General features: G+C 63.3%; 14 protein-coding genes. 8 read left to right on the forward strand and 6 right to left on the reverse strand.

Annotated features, from left to right (window positions below):
- Nucleotides 1-89: 89 nt before the first annotated feature.
- Genes YH3_RS26495 through cofC form a run of 3 tightly spaced genes read right to left on the reverse strand, consistent with a single transcriptional unit; the run spans nt 90 to nt 4,077 of the window.
- Nucleotides 90-1,016: a bifunctional NUDIX hydrolase/histidine phosphatase family protein gene (locus YH3_RS26495; protein WP_007729338.1), complete on the reverse strand. Its 927-nt coding sequence runs from the start codon at nt 1,014-1,016 to the stop codon at nt 90-92.
- A 17-nt stretch (nt 1,017-1,033) separates the two neighbouring features.
- Nucleotides 1,034-3,277 (reverse strand): RNA degradosome polyphosphate kinase, encoded by a 2,244-nt coding sequence (locus YH3_RS26500; protein ID WP_003942685.1) that lies wholly within the window; start codon nt 3,275-3,277, stop codon nt 1,034-1,036.
- Between the two features lie 50 nt (nt 3,278-3,327).
- A complete protein-coding gene (cofC, locus tag YH3_RS26505; RefSeq protein WP_007729336.1) occupies nt 3,328-4,077 on the reverse strand; it encodes a 2-phospho-L-lactate guanylyltransferase in 750 nt (249 codons plus the stop codon).
- A 126-nt stretch (nt 4,078-4,203) separates the two neighbouring features.
- On the opposite strand from cofC, the gene YH3_RS26510 reads away from it, so the two are divergent.
- The 3 genes from YH3_RS26510 to YH3_RS26520 all read left to right on the forward strand — a co-directional run bounded on the left by YH3_RS26510 (nt 4,204) and on the right by YH3_RS26520 (nt 7,528).
- The gene (locus tag YH3_RS26510; RefSeq protein ID WP_003942670.1) at nt 4,204-5,202 is read left to right on the forward strand and encodes an NAD(P)H-dependent glycerol-3-phosphate dehydrogenase; all 999 of its coding nucleotides are present in this window, start codon (nt 4,204-4,206) and stop codon (nt 5,200-5,202) included.
- Nucleotides 5,199-6,350: a cystathionine gamma-lyase gene (locus YH3_RS26515; protein WP_064444391.1), complete on the forward strand. Its 1,152-nt coding sequence runs from the start codon at nt 5,199-5,201 to the stop codon at nt 6,348-6,350. Before YH3_RS26510 ends, YH3_RS26515 begins: the two co-directional genes overlap by 4 nt.
- Nucleotides 6,351-6,421: 71 nt before the next feature.
- Complete coding sequence (locus tag YH3_RS26520) at nt 6,422-7,528, forward strand: D-alanine--D-alanine ligase family protein (protein ID WP_039973089.1); 1,107 nt, start codon at nt 6,422-6,424, stop codon at nt 7,526-7,528.
- Here YH3_RS26520 and YH3_RS26525 read toward each other — a convergent pair whose 3' ends face one another.
- Nucleotides 7,529-8,221: a DUF3515 domain-containing protein gene (locus YH3_RS26525; RefSeq protein WP_003942765.1), complete on the reverse strand. Its 693-nt coding sequence runs from the start codon at nt 8,219-8,221 to the stop codon at nt 7,529-7,531.
- Between the two features lie 77 nt (nt 8,222-8,298).
- On the opposite strand from YH3_RS26525, the gene YH3_RS26530 reads away from it, so the two are divergent.
- The 3 genes from YH3_RS26530 to YH3_RS26540 are packed head-to-tail and all read left to right on the forward strand — an operon-like array spanning nt 8,299 to nt 10,532.
- Nucleotides 8,299-9,330 (forward strand): thiamine-phosphate kinase, encoded by a 1,032-nt coding sequence (locus YH3_RS26530; RefSeq protein ID WP_082920675.1) that lies wholly within the window; start codon nt 8,299-8,301, stop codon nt 9,328-9,330.
- Between the two features lie 9 nt (nt 9,331-9,339).
- The gene (locus tag YH3_RS26535; protein WP_007729328.1) at nt 9,340-9,861 is read left to right on the forward strand and encodes a gamma carbonic anhydrase family protein; all 522 of its coding nucleotides are present in this window, start codon (nt 9,340-9,342) and stop codon (nt 9,859-9,861) included.
- A complete protein-coding gene (locus YH3_RS26540) occupies nt 9,861-10,532 on the forward strand; it encodes a uracil-DNA glycosylase (RefSeq protein WP_064444392.1) in 672 nt (223 codons plus the stop codon). Before YH3_RS26535 ends, YH3_RS26540 begins: the two co-directional genes overlap by 1 nt.
- A 66-nt stretch (nt 10,533-10,598) precedes the next feature.
- Here YH3_RS26540 and YH3_RS26545 read toward each other — a convergent pair whose 3' ends face one another.
- Together YH3_RS26545 and rpmB are read right to left on the reverse strand one after the other, a co-directional pair.
- Nucleotides 10,599-11,393, reverse strand: coding sequence for an enoyl-CoA hydratase-related protein (locus tag YH3_RS26545; RefSeq protein ID WP_003942812.1), 795 nt, complete (start codon nt 11,391-11,393; stop codon nt 10,599-10,601).
- Between the two features lie 131 nt (nt 11,394-11,524).
- Nucleotides 11,525-11,716, reverse strand: a complete 192-nt coding sequence (gene rpmB / locus YH3_RS35135) for a 50S ribosomal protein L28 (protein ID WP_003942669.1) — start codon at nt 11,714-11,716, stop codon at nt 11,525-11,527.
- Nucleotides 11,717-12,049: 333 nt separating this feature from the next.
- On the opposite strand from rpmB, the gene YH3_RS26550 reads away from it, so the two are divergent.
- Complete coding sequence (locus YH3_RS26550) at nt 12,050-13,759, forward strand: DAK2 domain-containing protein (RefSeq protein ID WP_064444393.1); 1,710 nt, start codon at nt 12,050-12,052, stop codon at nt 13,757-13,759.
- A gap of 73 nt (nt 13,760-13,832) precedes the next feature.
- Nucleotides 13,833-16,094, forward strand: a complete 2,262-nt coding sequence (gene recG, locus YH3_RS26555; protein WP_003942757.1) for an ATP-dependent DNA helicase RecG — start codon at nt 13,833-13,835, stop codon at nt 16,092-16,094.
- The last annotated feature ends 46 nt before the right edge of the window (nt 16,095-16,140 follow it).

Consider the following 16,140-nt stretch of genomic DNA (forward strand, 5'->3'; position numbering starts at 1 on the left):
TTGCTGTCTGGGAGAAGTGTGAATTCTCCTGTGTTTCAGTGCTTTGCAAAACTACCGAATCGAGCTGAGTGTCGGTTGGTCCAAATCCCTCAGGAGTTGGCGACTTTGGGGAGCGGGCTGTCGAGGTGATCCGCGGCTACCAGACGGCCGTCGAGGAACGAGAGCACCCAAGTGCTCGCCTTACGGTTGCGCGCCGAGGGCAGTGTTACACCGGCCGTATCAGCCCACCAGCGCATCAAATCGGGGATGACGCCTCCTTGGCTGCAGATTACGGGAGTGCCCTCCAGTGCGGCGATCTGCAGCGCACGCGCCCTGGCGGCGTCGGGATCGGCCTCGTAACCTTCTTCGGTCAGAAGAGGTTCCGTCGAAATCTCTACACCCAATGCCTCCGCCAATGGCATCACAGTGTCGATGCAGCGCGTACGGTCAGCCGCGAAAACCGAATCGGCTCCGAAGATTTTCAGCTGTTCGACCAAGGCGGCGGATTGCTCTTTGCCCTTGGCGTCGAGTGGACGCACATTGTCGTCGCCCTTGTATCGCTTACGGCTTCCAGCTTTTGCGTGGCGGACGAGTAATACCGTTTTCGTGTCAGGCCGAAGGGAAACGAAGCGGCGAAGAATCATTCGATCCATCGGGTAGGAAAGATGATCGGCGACCTCGGTGACCGGAAGCCAATAGAGAACATCCACTTCGCTATTCGGCCCGAAATCTCCGTCCACTGCTTCGGCCGACCAGTATTCGACCCGTTTGAGTTTGCGATGTCCCGGGATCGGGTACGTCACGCCACCGAGGTGCCTTCCGAAACGTCCGGTGATCGAGGTCTCTTCGCGGACCTCGCGAACTGCTGCGGTCAAGAAGGTCTCGCCGGGATCGAGCTTTCCTTTGGGGAATGACCAGTCGTCGTACTTCGGTCGATGTACGACGGCGATCTCGATGGCGGAAGGATCCTGAGGAGCCTTCCGCCACAGAACCGCGCCTGCGGCAAAGATGTTGGCTTTGACCGGCTTGTCGCTCATTGTGTGATCCGAGCCCGTCAAGACCCGCTGGCGGTGCGGCTGCGCATCAACGACTGTTGATGCTCACGTACGTCCTCACCGCGTTCGGGGGCAGCGACCCAACTCCCGTCCGGATGCAGTACCCAGCAGCGAGTTCGGGGATCGAGCGCGGAGTCGAAGATGTCACCGAGTTGCTTCGACAGTTTCGGGTCCTTGACCTGCACCATGACCTCGACGCGGCGATCGAGGTTGCGGTGCATCATGTCTGCGCTGCCGATCCAGAATTCGTCGGCCGAGCGGAAATGGAACATTCGCGAGTGTTCGAGGAAGCGTCCGAGAATGGAACGTACTTCGATGTTTTCGCTGAGGCCGGGAACGCCCGGCTTGAGCGCGCAGATTCCGCGAACCACGATCTCGACGGGGATACCGGCCTTGGACGCGCGGTACAACGCGTCGATGACCTGCTCGTCGACCAATGCGTTGGCCTTCAAGCGGATACCGGCATCGCGGCCTGCGAGCTTGTGCGCGATCTCGTTGTCGATCCGCTCGATGATCCCGCGGCGAACCCCGTACGGCGCTACGAGAAGGTTGCGGTAGCTCGTCTTTCGGGAGTATCCGGTCAGCGAGTTGAAGAGGTCGGTGAGGTCTGCACCGATCTCCGGTGCTGCGGTGAGCAATCCGACGTCCTCGTACATGCGCGCGGTCTTCGGATTGTAGTTGCCCGTGCCGATGTGGCAGTAACGACGAATGGTCGAGCCCTCTCGCCTGACGACGAGGCACGTCTTGCAGTGAGTCTTGAGACCGACGAGACCGTAGACGACGTGAACGCCGGCCTGCTCGAGTTTGCGAGCCCACTTGATGTTGGCCTGCTCGTCGAAGCGGGCCTTGATCTCCACCAGCGCGACAACCTGCTTGCCCGCTTCGGCGGCGTCGATCAGTGCGTTGACGATGGGGGAGTCGCCGGAAGTGCGGTACAGGGTCTGCTTGATCGCGAGCACCTGCGGGTCGGCGGCGGCCTGTTCGATGAAGCGTTGAACGCTTGTGGAAAACGAGTCGTATGGGTGGTGGACGAGCACGTCGCCTTCGCGCAGGGTCGAGAACACGCTCTTCGGAGTCTCGCGTTCACCGAACGCCGGATGCGTCGCCGGGACGAACGGAGCGTCTTTGAGAGCGGGGCGGTCGACGGCGTAAACCTGCCAGAGGCAGGACAAGTCGAGGAGACCGGAAACCTCGATCACGTCGGCCGGATCGACGTCGAGTTCACGCAGAAGCAGTTCGAGCATGTGCTCGGTCATGTCGTCGGCAACTTCGAGGCGAACGGGTGAACCGAAACGACGACGCGCCAATTCACGTTCGAGTGCCTGCAGCAGATCCTCGTCCCGATCTTCTTCGACCTCGAAATCGGCGTTGCGTGTGATTCGGAAAGCGTGATGTTCGACGATTTCCATTCCAGGGAACAGCACGTCCAGATGAGCCGAAATCAGTTCTTCCATCGGGAGGAAAGAATCGATGGTGGACGAAGATGTCGTGCTCTTGACTCGCACGAACCGGCCGACGTTGTCGGGAACCTTGACGCGAGCGAAGTGTTCGCCGCGGGTGACGGAGTCCTTCACCGTCACGGCGAGGTTGAGGCTCAGTCCGCTGATGTAGGGGAACGGGTGAGCGTGATCGACTGCCAACGGCGTCAGTACCGGGAAGACCTGCTCGTGGAAATGCGCCGAGAGTCGGCCGTGATCGTCGGCGCTGAGGTCGGCCCATCGAACGATTGAAATGCCTTCTGCCGCCAGGGCAGGGCGGACCGAGTCGAGAAATACGTGCGCGTGCTTGTCGGCGAGTTCCTGGGTGCGACGCGCGATGAGCGCCAATTGTTCGCGTGGGGAGAGGCCGTCGGCGGACCTGACCGACAGTCCCGTCTCGTCGCGGCGCTTGAGTCCGGCGACCCGGACCATGAAAAATTCGTCGAGATTGGAAGCGAAGATGGCGAGGAACTTTGCGCGTTCGAGCAACGGCAGTGACTCGTCGGCGGCCAATGCGAGAACACGGGCATTGAAATCGAGCCAGCTGAGTTCGCGGTTGAGGTAACGATCCTCGGGAAGTCCGACGAGCAATTCGGGTAGCTCTGCCTTGGTAGCTGCAGGGGGAGCGCCCGGGATGTTGGTGGCGACCGCGACGGCCTGAGATCGCGGCGAGGTGGCCGCGCCGTTCTCGTGCCGGCCGGAGCTGTGGTCTCCGTCCGACTGGTCTTCGGAAATACGGTTTTCGAGTGCTTCGCCATTGCTCACTCGTCGATCATCCCCCACAATCGCGCGGTCCGACAATCGATGAAGAAAATTCATCGACTGTTCGACGGCGTGGCCTTGAGTCTGGTCAACGAAGCCGATGTCGCGGGGCCTACTCCCAGTGCTCGCACAGTGCCGAGATCGGCATGGGTGTCGACGTCGGTGCGCAGTCCCGGCCATTGGCCGTTGAGTGGACGAGCACCTGAATTGGCATGTCCAAGTGCGGATTCCGGCCCGAACCGAGGGTCGAGCGCGCTTTCGCCGCACGCAAACAATGCGGAAGTGCCGGTGCCGTGGTGATCGACGACGACTGAACGTCCGCCGCTTCGGGCCGCGGCCACGGCCTCCGTCAGTTCGCTCGGTTGCATGGCGGGCAAGTCGGCTTGCAGCACAACGAGGTCGACCACTCCGCGCTTGGCTCGGATATCGGCGGCCGCTGCACTCAACGCCGCGTTGAGGGTTTCCTCCGTGCGCGGTGTTGCGCCGTTGGTTCGGGCGGCGTCGGGAGCTGGATCGGCGTAGACCGTCACGCCTACGGAATATGCAAGGGCGGCAACGGTGGGGTCTGGGGTGACCACTGTGACGCTGTCGATGGCCGAGACGGCTGCAACTGTGGCGAGGGTGTCGTGAAGCATGGCCAACACGAGGTCTGCACGCGCGTCCGAGTCGAGTTCGCCCGCGAGGCGGGACTTGGCCGATCTCAAGGACTTGACGGCCACTATCGCATGCATGGGGCGTTCGATCTCCGTGCGCGCATGCGGTGTCTCCACGGCGTGTGGGTACGGGGGTTCCGCGCTGTCCATCCCTCGATCTTGCCAGTCATCACGCTCGGTGTCCGCGGCTGCCCACCGCAGTGCACCACAGGCGATACTCTGTGCAGACGATTTTTCTGGCGGCGACCCGCTTCGCCGGGTAGACGGGGTGAGCGTGTGAGTAAGGCAGCTGTATTGGGCGCAGGTTCGTGGGGAACGGCGTTGGCGAAGGTGATGGCCGAGGCCGGAACCGACGTGACGATGTGGGCCAGGCGTGAAGAGGTCGCGAAGCGCATCGACACCACGCACGAGAACAGCGACTATCTGCCAGGCATTGCTTTGCCTTCGTCGATTCGCGCGACCCACCACCACGAGGAGGCGATGGCAGGTGCTGACTTCATCGTGCTGGCGGTTCCCTCGCAGTCGCTACGGGGAAACCTGGAGCAGTGGAAAGGCTCGATCGGGCCCGATGCGACTCTGCTGAGTCTGGCCAAGGGTATCGAGACCGGGACGCTCATGCGCATGAGCCAGGTCATCGTGTCGGTGACCGGCGTGGAACCGGGGCGCGTCGCGGTGCTCTCGGGCCCGAATCTTGCACACGAGATCGCCGGCGGGCAACCCGCGGCGACGGTGATCGCCTGTTCGGATTCCTCGCGTGCCCTCGCTCTCCAGGATGCTTGTGCTACCGGCTATTTCAGGCCGTACACCAACTCCGACGTCATCGGATGCGAGATCGGTGGTGCGTGTAAGAACGTGATCGCGCTGGCCTGCGGCATGGCCGCCGGCAGTGGATTCGGCGACAACACGGTCGCCAGCATCATCACCCGTGGGCTCGCCGAGACGATTCGTCTCGGCGTTGCGCTCGGCGCCAAGGCGTCGACTCTTGCAGGCTTGGCGGGTGTCGGTGACCTGGTAGCGACATGCACGTCCGAGTTGTCGCGAAACCGGACGTTCGGAGAGCGGCTCGGACGAGGCGGGTCAATGGAGTCGGCACAGAAGGCAACCAACGGTCAGGTCGCCGAGGGCGTGAAGTCGTGCACGTCGGTACGCGCACTCGCTGCCGGATACGACGTGGAGATGCCGTTGACCGACGCGGTCCACCGGGTGTGCCACGAAGGCATGGCCGTCAGCGATGCGATCGGTCAGTTGCTCGGACGCCGGACGAAGCCGGAATGAGTGAAATCGGTGTGGGTCGCTTCGAGGATTACGGGGATTCGACGCGCAGCGTGAGCGCCGTCGCGCGCGAACACGCCGCGGGTCAGCCCATGCAACTGGGCCCGATATTCGCTGCGCCGTACCAACTTTCGGCGGACGAAGGTTCCGAGTCCGATACCTATGCACGTGCATCGAACCCGGGTTGGCGCGGACTCGAATCCGCGCTCGCGGCGCTCGAGAGAGCGGACCACGCCCTCGTCATGGGATCGGGGATGTCCGCGATCACCGCTACCTTGCGCAGCGTCCTCGTCGCGGGGGATACCGTCGTCGTGCCCTCGGACGGGTATTACCAAGTGCGGTTGTACGCGAACGAGCGCCTCGCGCCGTTGGGAATCACCGTTCGCGAGGTTTCGACTCTGCAGATGGGCGACGCGAGCTTCGTAGATCTGCTCGACGCGTCACCGGGCCGCGTGGTCGTCGTCGCCGAGACGCCGTCCAACCCGGTGCTGGACGTGGTCGACCTTCGCGTGCTCGCCGACGTGTGCCACCGTTCGGGTGCGCTGCTGATCGTCGACAACACGACCGTGACACCGCTGGGTCAGCGCCCGCTCGAATTGGGTGCCGACGTCGTGGTGGCCAGCGGTACCAAGGCTCTCAGCGGGCACAGTGACCTCCTGATGGGTTACGTCGCCACCTCCGATGCGGCAGTGAGTCGGCGAATCGAGCGTGAGCGACTTCTCTCGGGAACGGTGCTCGGCCCCTTCGAGACGTGGCTTGCGCACCGGAGCCTCGGCACGGCAGGCCTGCGATTCGGGCGTCAGTGCGACAACGCGCTGGCGCTTGCCGAGATGTTGGTAAATCACAAAGCAGTCCGGTCCGTTCGTTACCCCGGCCTTCGCGGTGACCCGTCCTATGCAACGGCATCCGGTCAGATGAATCGATTCGGCGGATTGGTGAGCGTCGAGTTGGATTCGGCTCAGGCATTCCACTCGTTCGTCGAAGCGAGCGCTCTCGTCACGGCTGCTACCAGCTTCGGCGGGATCCACACGACGGCGGATCGCCGTGCGCGCTGGGGCGATCCGGTCAGTGCGGGGTTTGTCCGAATCGCTTGTGGCATCGAGGACACCGCCGATCTCCTGGCCGACATCGAGCGCGCACTCGACGCGTAAACGGGCCGGGTCGACGAAATCGGTCCGGCCCGATCGCGTGCCGCAGTCGATTCGGCGGTACGGTTTGACGCGTGAACAGCAGTCGTACCCGCGTGGCCGTGATCTTCGGTGGCCGGAGCAATGAGCATTCAGTGTCCTGTGTTTCCGCCGGAAGCGTCCTGAGCAACCTCGACCCCGATCGGTACGACGTCGTACCGATTGGCATCACCGTCGACGGTTCCTGGGTGCTCGGTTCGAGCGACCCCAGTTCCCTCGCGATCAGCGGGCGCGCGCTGCCGTCGGTCGACAAAGACGGAACGTCGGTGGTCCTCAGCGCGGACCCCACCCGCGAGGGCGAGGTAATCTCCTTCGACGGCTCCGACGCCGGTGCTGTGCTCGCGTCGGTCGACGTCGTGTTCCCCGTTCTTCATGGGGCTTACGGCGAAGACGGCACGATTCAGGGTCTGCTCGAACTTGCCGGGGTTCCGTACGTCGGACCCGGAGTTCTGGCCAGCGCCGCCGGCATGGACAAAGAGTTCACGAAGAAGCTTCTTGCTGCTGAAGGACTTCCCGTCGGAGTGCAGGTCGTGCTTCGACCGGGAACCGCAACGCTGACCGAAGAGCAGAAGGCGGAATTGGGCCTTCCGGTTTTCGTCAAGCCCGCTCGTGGAGGCTCGTCCATCGGCATCACTCGGGTGAGCAATTGGGACGGTCTGGACGGGGCGATCGCTCATGCACGCCTGCATGATCCCAAGGTGATCGTCGAAGGCGCGATCATCGGCCGCGAGGTGGAATGCGGCGTCCTCGAATTCCCGAACGGCGACGTCAAGGCGAGTGTGGTCGCAGAGATCCGGATGCCGGATTCCGACGCCGATTCGGACGCATTCTACGACTTCGACACCAAGTACCTCGACGACGTCTGTGAATTCGACATCCCCGCGAAACTCGACGAGTCGGTGAGCGACCAGATCAGGGAGCTTGCTGTCCGCGCGTTCAAGGCACTCGATTGCCAGGGACTCTCGCGGGTCGATTTCTTCGTCACGGCTGACGGCCCGGTGATCAACGAGATCAACACGATGCCCGGGTTCACTTCCATCTCGATGTACCCGAAGATGTGGAACGCCACCGGAATCGATTACCGCACTTTGATTTCGACTCTGGTCGACACCGCCATCGCTCGCGGCACCGGCCTTCGCTGATCAGGGAACCGCGACCGGCGCCGGGTCGAGAGGCTTCTGTTCGAGGGTCGCCGTGATGGTGTCGGAGATTTCCTGAATCGGCGTCGGACCGGTCCCGTCGGGGATCGTGATACCGATGTATTCACCGCGGTCTACGGCAAACCAAGTGCTCGCCGCCAAACCGATGTCGGTTCCCGAGACCTGGAACCACTGGACACCGTTCACGACCTGTAGTGCTGCAGCCTGGTCGAACTCGGACGGACGGTCGAGTCCGCAGCGCAAGACGATCGGCTCTCCTTCGCTGCGCTGCCACGCTGCCGCACCGGCCGGAGCAGGTTCCACCAATTCGGCTTTCGTGAAGTCGTCGATCTTGTCGGGGAGCGCGCCGAGAAGGGAAACGCAGGCCGGCGACTCCGCTGCCGGTGCCGGTACGGGTCCCAATGCAACCGGCGAGAGTTCAGGGTTGTTTCCCGCGACGACGGCCGCGATCACTACTCCGACGATCAGGGCTACCGGGAGTGCGATGGCGGTGGCGATCAGCGCCGGACTGCGGCGCTCTGACGGATCGTCGTCGCCGTCGGGGTCGATGTCGGCGTTGTCTGCGGTGGAGGTGTTTTCTGCCATGCTCAGTTCTTCGCTCGGGTCCTGGTCCAGTCGATCAGCGGTCTTGTCACTTCTGAGAGCATGTCGGTGAATCGGTAGGATTGCCGACACACGCGTGAGCTTGCAGAAGCATTCACGACCACAGCTAGAAGGTACCGCAGGCCGCTTACGAGCGAATTGCGTCGGCATTGGAGAGACTCATCGCATCATCGGAGTTCACTGCATCATCGGAGTTCGGGTCGGAGCCCACTGTCGAGCAGGTGGGGGAGTTCGACGTGATCGCGCGATCTCTTCTCGGCCGAATCCAACCGGTCACCACTGAATTGGGGCCGGGTGACGATGCCGCCATCGTGACTTCCGGAGACGGCCGTGTGGTTGTCTCGTCCGACATGTTGGTCGAAGGTCGACATTTCCGAATGGATTGGTCTTCACCACGCGACATCGGCCGGAAGGCAGTGGCACAGAACGCTGCTGATGTGGTCTCGATGGGAGCGCGGCCGACGGCCTTCACGGTGTCTCTGGGGTGCCCGCCTTCGACACCCGTCGACGTGGTCGACGCAATCTCCGCGGGAATCTGGGACGCGGCAACCGATCTGGGTGCCGGTGTGGTCGGCGGTGACCTGGTCCAGTCACCGGTGATCGTGGTGTCGGTGACCGTGCTCGGCGATCTCGGTGGCCGTGCGGCAGTTCTGCGTTCGGGAGCAAAGATCGGTGACAAGATCGCGGTCGCCGGGTTGTTCGGTTGCTCGGCAGCAGGGTTGGCACTACTGCTCGACGAAGCCGTACTGCTCGACAAGCCCGCAAACTTTCCAGATTTGCTTGCCTCCCATCGCGTTCCGAATCCGCCGTATCAATCGGCATGGGACGCCGCAGAATCAGCACATTCCATGACGGACGTGTCCGACGGATTGATCGCGGACCTCCGACATCTCGCAGAGGCCTCGCACGTGCGGTTCGACATCTTCTCGGCTGCGGTTCCGACCTCACCGGATGTCGCATCGGCGGCCGAGGCGCTCGACGTCGATCCGCTGGACTGGATCCTCTCCGGTGGTGAAGATCACGGATTCGCAGCAACTTTCGGGCCTGAGGTCGAGATTCCGTCGGGTTGGATCGTGATCGGTGAGGTTGCCGCCGGTTCGGGCGTGAGCGTCGACGGTTCGCTTCGCGAGAGCGACGGGGGCTGGCACAGCTTTTCGACCACCGGTACCACCGCGGTATAGGTTGCTTTCATGGCTGTATACGCACTTGGAGACAGAGTTCCGGACATTCATCCGGACGCATACGTCCACCCGGACGCGGTGGTGATCGGCGCCGTGACTCTCGCAGCGGGTACCTCGATCTGGCCGCAAGCGGTATTGCGTGGTGACTACGGAACCATTTCGGTGGGAATCGGATCGAACATCCAGGACGGAACCGTCATCCATTGCACCGCCATCGATGCGACTGTCATCGGTTCCGGTTGCGTCGTGGGCCACAACGCGCACATCGAGGGATCGACCATCGAGGACCATTGCCTGATCGCGTCGGGGTCAGTTGTTCTCAACGGAACGGTGATCGGGACGGGGTCGATCGTCGCCGCGGGTGCGGTGGTGGCCAACAAGATGCAGGTTCCCCCGCGCAGCATGGCACTCGGTGTGCCCGCCAAGGTCCGTGCGGGATACGAAGTTCCGCTCGGCCACCTCGACGGAAACGTCAAGATGTACGCAGCCAATGCGGCGTACTACCGCGACGCGTTGCGCAGGCTCGACTGATGGCGCCGCTTGCAGAGATCGTCGATCCAGGGTGGGCGCGGGCACTCGAACCGGTTTCGGAGCAGATCTCCGCGATGGGTAAGTTCTTGCGCGAAGAGATCGCTGCGGGACGGGAGTACCTGCCGGCGGGGGAGAACGTCTTGCGTGCGTTCACGAACCCTTTCGAGGACGTTCGAGTGCTCATCGTCGGTCAGGACCCTTATCCGACGCCCGGTCACGCTGTCGGGTTGAGCTTTTCGGTTGCACCGGACGTGCGGCCGGTTCCGCGAAGTCTCGGCAACATCTACAAGGAGTATCACCAGGATCTCGGGTTGCCGATACCGCCGAACGGCGATCTGACACCGTGGTCGAAACAAGGTGTGCTGCTTCTCAATCGCGTTCTCACCGTGCAGCCGGGTCAAGCCGCTTCTCATCGTAAGAAGGGCTGGGAGCCGGTGACCGAGCAGGCTATCCGCGCTCTGGTCGCGCGGTCGTCGCCGATGGTGGCGATCTTGTGGGGTCGTGACGCGGCCACTCTCGCGCCGATGCTCGGCGACACACCGATCATCGAATCCGTGCACCCGTCACCGCTTTCGGCCTCGCGTGGCTTCTTCGGTTCGCGCCCCTTCAGTCGTGCGAACGAACTCTTGACCGGACTCGGAGCCGATCCGGTCGACTGGAATCTGGGCTGATCGAACGGTGTCTGCACGAACCGGCCTGCCGAACGTCGAGTCGCGACGTTCGGCACGGCAGTTCGACTAGGCCTGCTTTGCGGAAGTGAAATCGGGCCGACGCTTGTCGACGAACGCGTCGACGCCCTCGCGTCCGATCGGGCTGTTCGCTGCGATGGCGATGGACGCGGCTTCGGCGTCGAGTTGCTCGGCGAGCGAGTTCGTCCGGGACGAACGCAGCAGTGCTTTGATTCCCGAGTACGACGTACTCGGTCCGTTGGCCAGAGCGCGGGCGAGGCGAGCTGCCTCTTCCTGGACCTCGTCGTCGCCGACGAGTCGGGTGAGGATCCCCAGGCGGACGGCTTCGTCGCCACCGATCACCGAATCGTTGAGAAGAATCTCGCGAGCGCGTGCCACGCCGACGATGCGTGGAAGCGTCCACGACATTCCGCCGTCCGGGGTGAAACCGATGGAGGGGTACGCGGGGCGAAGCTTGGTGCCGGTGCCGCCGATTGCGACGTCGGCGAGGCAGACCAGGCTCATTCCGGCGCCGGCAGCCCATCCGTGGACCCCGGCCACCACTGGAGCGGTCGCAGCGTCGAGCGCGCGAACGAACACGTGGAAGACGCGGGCAACCTCGGCGACGTACTCGCCGCGGTCAGGAGCTGCGGCGAACGCACGGACGTTGCCGCCGGCACAGAAGTTTGCGCCTTCGCCGACCAGAAGGATGCTCCCGATGTCGTTTCCGACTGTCTCGAGCGCCTGCGCGCCCTGAACCAGTCCTTCGTCGTCGAGGGAGGTGCCGTTGGCGGCGGTGGAAATGGTGATGCGGAGTACGCCCTCGTCGAGGGTCACTTTGCTCAGGTCATCGATGGAAGTCACTCAACGCACATTACGGGTGTCCGACAGCCATACGAAACACGGGGACACATAGATACAGCCACATAGATACAGCTCTGCCCCCGTCACCGAAGTGACGGGGGCAGAGCCTGCAATAGTTTGTGCTCGGGCAATCAGCCCCGAGCGACCTTGCCTGCCTTCAGGCAGGAGGTGCACACGTTGACCTTACGGGTGTTACCCGGGGCAACCTCGGTACGAACAGACTGAATGTTCGGGTTCCAGCGACGATTGGTACGCCGGTGCGAGTGCGAGACCGACTTACCGAAGCCGGGCCCCTTGGCGCATACGTCGCAGACGGCAGCCATAGTCGCGAACTCCTTGTTAGAAATGAATATTGAAGTGGTTACCCTACACGGTAGGGCAGCCAGAATTACAATCCGAATATACTCGACTTCGAACCGATCCTTGACCGCTCACTGTGCAGCCGAACGTGAAAACAGTCAATCAGCAACAAACAAAGTGCAGCATTATTTCGTGTAGCCCGTTCGAGGCAACCGTGTAAGAGTAACCGCTTCCGGCCCGAATGGCCAAACCGCCCGGTAATGACGGTTGCGCAGAAGCGTCGGACTACCCTCGACTGCACCGATCACCGATCTCTTTTTCATCGTCAGTCTTTCCATCGTCGAGGGGAACCGTCAGTGGGGGAAGTGCAACGCGTCGCCGAAGAAGCGGAATCCGTCGCGGACGGACGTCTACTGCGGCGCTGGGCCCGCCGGGCGGTCGACAGCCTCCAGAAACGTCGCGGTGAGATCAACAGCCTCAACGTCTTTCCCATCCCTGATTCGGATACCGGCACCAATCTGCTGTTCACGATGCGGGCTGCACTCGATTCCGCCGAGACGATCGAGGACGACGTCCGCAGTGCGGGCCGCGTCGCCAACGCTCTGGCTCGGGGCGCCGTGTCCGGTGCTCGCGGTAATTCCGGAGTGATCCTCTCCCAGGTGATCCGGGGCATCGCCGAGAGCGTTCAAGGTGAGCACATCGACGGCCGAAGCTTCGCGAACTCGCTGACCACGGCGACGACGCTGGCCTCTCGGGCTGTCTCCGATCTGGTGGAAGGCACCATCGTCACGGTATTGCGCGCATCGGGAGAAGCAGCGCAGGAGTGCGTCGACACCAGGACACCGAGCGGCGAGGATCTTGCATCCGTGGTTGCCGCCGCTGCCGACGCCGCTGCGGTCGCACTGAACAAGACGCCGGAGCAACTGGACGTTCTCGCGTCCGCCGGGGTGGTCGATGCCGGGGGATTCGGTCTGGTTCTGATCCTCGACGCCTTTGTCGAGGTGCTGACCGGGAAGCCGCAGGTTCGCGAAGATCTGGGGACGCCGGACCCGAGGTCGAGCGCAGTTGTCGACGTCAGCGCATTCGATCACGATTGGGCTCACAAGAGCCCGATCGAATGTGGTGATCACTCGGAACAGGATTTCGAGGTCATGTACCTCGTCGACGACTCCGACGACGATCGCATGACGGCGCTGCGCACGCGGCTGTCCGTCCTCGGAGATTCGACGGTCATCGTCAGCGACGGTTTCGGCGGCTGGTCGGTGCACGTGCATTGCTGCGATGCCGGTGCAGCCGTGGAAGCCGGCCTCGAGGCCGGGAAGGTGCACGGTATTCGCATCAGCAGTTTTCTCGTCGACGAACGCGACCAATTGGTGGCACGGGCGGAGAGGCGATTCCCCGGGGCCGGCGCGCGCGGCGTACTGGCCGTCGTTGCCGGTGACAGCGCGGCGGCGTTGTTCGAGAGTGAGGGTGCGACGGTTCTTCGGTGCGACGATGCGCCGGTGACACGCGCACAACTGCTCGGCCGCATTCGTCAGATGGAACGCAGCGAGGTTCTGGTGCTGCCGAACGGCGCCTTGACGGCTCAGGAACTCGTCGCAGTCAGTGCCGCTGCACGCGATCCGCTTCACCAGGTTCTGCTGCTGTCGACATCGTCGATGGTCCAGGGCTTGGCAGCACTTGCCGTTCACGACCCTCAGCGCAACGTCGCCGACGACGGCTTCACGATGTCCGAGGCGGCGGCCGCCACGCGCTGGGGATCGTTGCGGATCGCGGTCGAGCGTTCGCTGACCTACGTCGGGACATGTGATCCGGGTGACGCGATCGGTCTGATGGGGCACGAGGTGGTGCTCATCGGTCCCGACGTCGCGGAGTCGAGTGCGCGACTGGTCGACCTCGCGCTCGGATCCGGCGGCGAACTCGTGACCCTACTCATGGGCGCCGACGCGCCGGACGACCTGGCCGGGCAGCTCGAGGCGCACGTCGTCGCGCACCACCCGGGCGTCGACGTGCTCGTCTATCAGGGTGATCAGCCGGGTGACCTGTTCCAGTTGGGCGTGGAGTGATCGAACCTGGTCTGTCGGTGACTGCTGATATACGAACACATGTGCTTACCGCGACACTGTGCTGGAGGAACTGATGGCGACGCTCGCCGACCCACTCGATCGGCTGCTGGGAAAGAAGACCGCGGACGCGCTCGACGAGGCATTCGAGATCCGCACCGTCGAGGACCTGCTGCGTCACTACCCACACCGGTACGCGTCGGCAGGCAAGGAACTCGCCGAGAAGGAGCCGCCCGAGGGTGAGCACATCACCATCATCGCGCGGGTGGCGTCGGCCGCCGTCGTGAAGATGAAGAACCGTCCGGGGCAGATGTTGCGAGTATCGCTGGCGACTGATTCGCAGACCGTCGACGTCACGTTCTTCAACCCGCAGAAGGTGCGGCACGTCATCAAGCCCGGCGTTCGGGCGATGTTCTCCGGGACGGTGAAGTACTTCCGCGGCAAGTGGTCTCTCACTCATCCGAGCTACCTGATTCTCCCGGAACCTCGTGTCGGCGAAGAGGATTCGGTAGTTCCGCTTGCATCCATCAAGGGAGCCGGTGACCTTGCGGGCCTGGCTCGCGCAAATCAGGATCCCGGCGCCGAACTCGATCTGTCCGTCTTCGACCGCGCATTGATCCCGCTGTACCCGGCGACCCGCGAGGTCGAGAGCTGGACCATCATGCGGTGCGTGCGGCAAGTGCTCGACCAACTCGATCCGATCGAGGAGCCGTTGCCCGCCGAGACTCGGGCCGAGCACGGATTCATCGGTTTGGACGAGGCGCTGCGCACCGTTCACCTGCCAGATACCAAGGAAGACATCGAACGAGCACAGGATCGTCTGCGTTTCGACGAGGCGCTGTCTCTGCAGTTGGTCCTCGCGATGCGTCGTCACGACAATTCCGAGCGTGTGGCTCCGGCCTGCGCTCCGGTCGCCGGCGGGATCGCGGACCAGTTCGAGGAGATGCTCCCGTTCACTCTGACGGAGGGACAGCAAGCAGTCGCGGAGGAGATCTCCACCGACCTTGCCCGCCCACACCCGATGAGCCGCCTTCTTCAGGGCGAGGTCGGGTCAGGCAAGACGATCGTGGCTCTGCGCGCGATGCTGCAGGTCGTCGATGCGGGTTATCAGTGCGCATTGCTCGCACCCACCGAGGTCCTGGCAAATCAGCACGCGCGATCACTGCGCAAGATGATGGGCTCGCTGGCTGCAGGTGGTGAACTCGGTTCTGCCGAACATTCCACCCGTATCGCCCTTCTTACCGGCTCGCTGCCAGTCGCTGCGAAGCGCGCAGCGCTGCTCGAAGCCGTGACCGGCGACGCCGGGATCGTCATCGGTACCCATGCGCTCATTCAGGACAACGTCGAGTTCTTCAACCTCGGCATGGTTGTCGTCGACGAGCAACACCGCTTCGGCGTCGAGCAACGTGATCAGTTGCGATCACGTGCCCGTGAAGGACTGAGTCCGCATCTGCTGGTGATGACGGCAACGCCGATTCCGCGAACCATCGCCATGACCGTGCTCGGCGACCTCGAGGTCTCGACCCTGCGAGAGCTTCCACGTGGGCGAACCCCGATCAAGAGCAGTGTCGTGCCCGCGAAGCAGAAGCCGCAGTGGGTCGATCGCGCATGGGAACGAATCCGTGAGGACGTCGCCGACGGCCGTCAGGCGTATGTCGTGTGCTCGCGGATCGGTGACGGCGAGCAGGGTGCAGGCGAAGATCAGTTCACCGAGGAGAAGCAGCCCGAGACCAAGTCGGCGGTCGACGTCTTCGAAGAGCTGTCGAGTGGTCCGCTGGCCGATCTGCGAGTCGGGTTGCTGCACGGTCGACTGCCTTCCGACGAAAAGGACGTGGTGATGAGCGCGTTCAACGTCGGTGACATCGACGTCCTCGTCTGTACGACCGTTGTCGAAGTCGGTGTCGACGTTCCGAACGCGACGGTGATGGTGATCGTCGACGCCGAGCGGTTCGGCGTCAGTCAGCTCCATCAGTTGCGTGGCCGCGTCGGTCGAGGGAAACACCAGGGCCTGTGCATCCTCGTCACCGGAAGCAATCCCGGGGGGCCGGCGTACGAGCGGCTCTCGGCGGTGGCAGCGACCAACGACGGGTTCGAACTGGCTCAACTCGACCTCGCGACCAGACGTGAAGGAGACATCCTCGGTGCGGCGCAGTCGGGCACAACCTCGAATCTGCGGCTGCTTTCCCTCATGGCCCATGGAGACATCCTCGAGTCCGCCAGGGAGTTCGCTCAGGGAATCGTCGACTCCGATCCGTCGCTCGACGGTCATCCCGCCCTCGCTTCCATGGTGACCGCTGCCCTGGACTCCGACCGGATCGAGTACCTCGAGAAGTCGTGAAGGGTATGACGACAAGCTGAAATCGAATAGCACGAGGACCGCCGGG

It is taken from the genome of Rhodococcus sp. YH3-3 (assembly GCF_001653035.1).
Classification (GTDB): Bacteria; Actinomycetota; Actinomycetes; order Mycobacteriales; family Mycobacteriaceae; genus Rhodococcus_F; species Rhodococcus_F qingshengii.

What these genes read in the sequence shown, in the direction of transcription:
- YH3_RS26495 (WP_007729338.1), bottom strand. Translation starts at nt 1,016, where the DNA reads ATGAGCGACAAGCCGGTCAAAGCCAACATCTTTGCCGCAGGCGCGGTT.
- cofC (WP_007729336.1), bottom strand. Translation starts at nt 4,077, where the DNA reads ATGGACAGCGCGGAACCCCCGTACCCACACGCCGTGGAGACACCGCAT.
- YH3_RS26515 (WP_064444391.1), top strand. Translation starts at nt 5,199, where the DNA reads ATGAGTGAAATCGGTGTGGGTCGCTTCGAGGATTACGGGGATTCGACG.
- YH3_RS26535 (WP_007729328.1), top strand. Translation starts at nt 9,340, where the DNA reads ATGGCTGTATACGCACTTGGAGACAGAGTTCCGGACATTCATCCGGAC.
- YH3_RS26540 (WP_064444392.1), top strand. Translation starts at nt 9,861, where the DNA reads ATGGCGCCGCTTGCAGAGATCGTCGATCCAGGGTGGGCGCGGGCACTC.
- rpmB (WP_003942669.1), bottom strand. Translation starts at nt 11,716, where the DNA reads ATGGCTGCCGTCTGCGACGTATGCGCCAAGGGGCCCGGCTTCGGTAAG.
- recG (WP_003942757.1), top strand. Translation starts at nt 13,833, where the DNA reads ATGGCGACGCTCGCCGACCCACTCGATCGGCTGCTGGGAAAGAAGACC.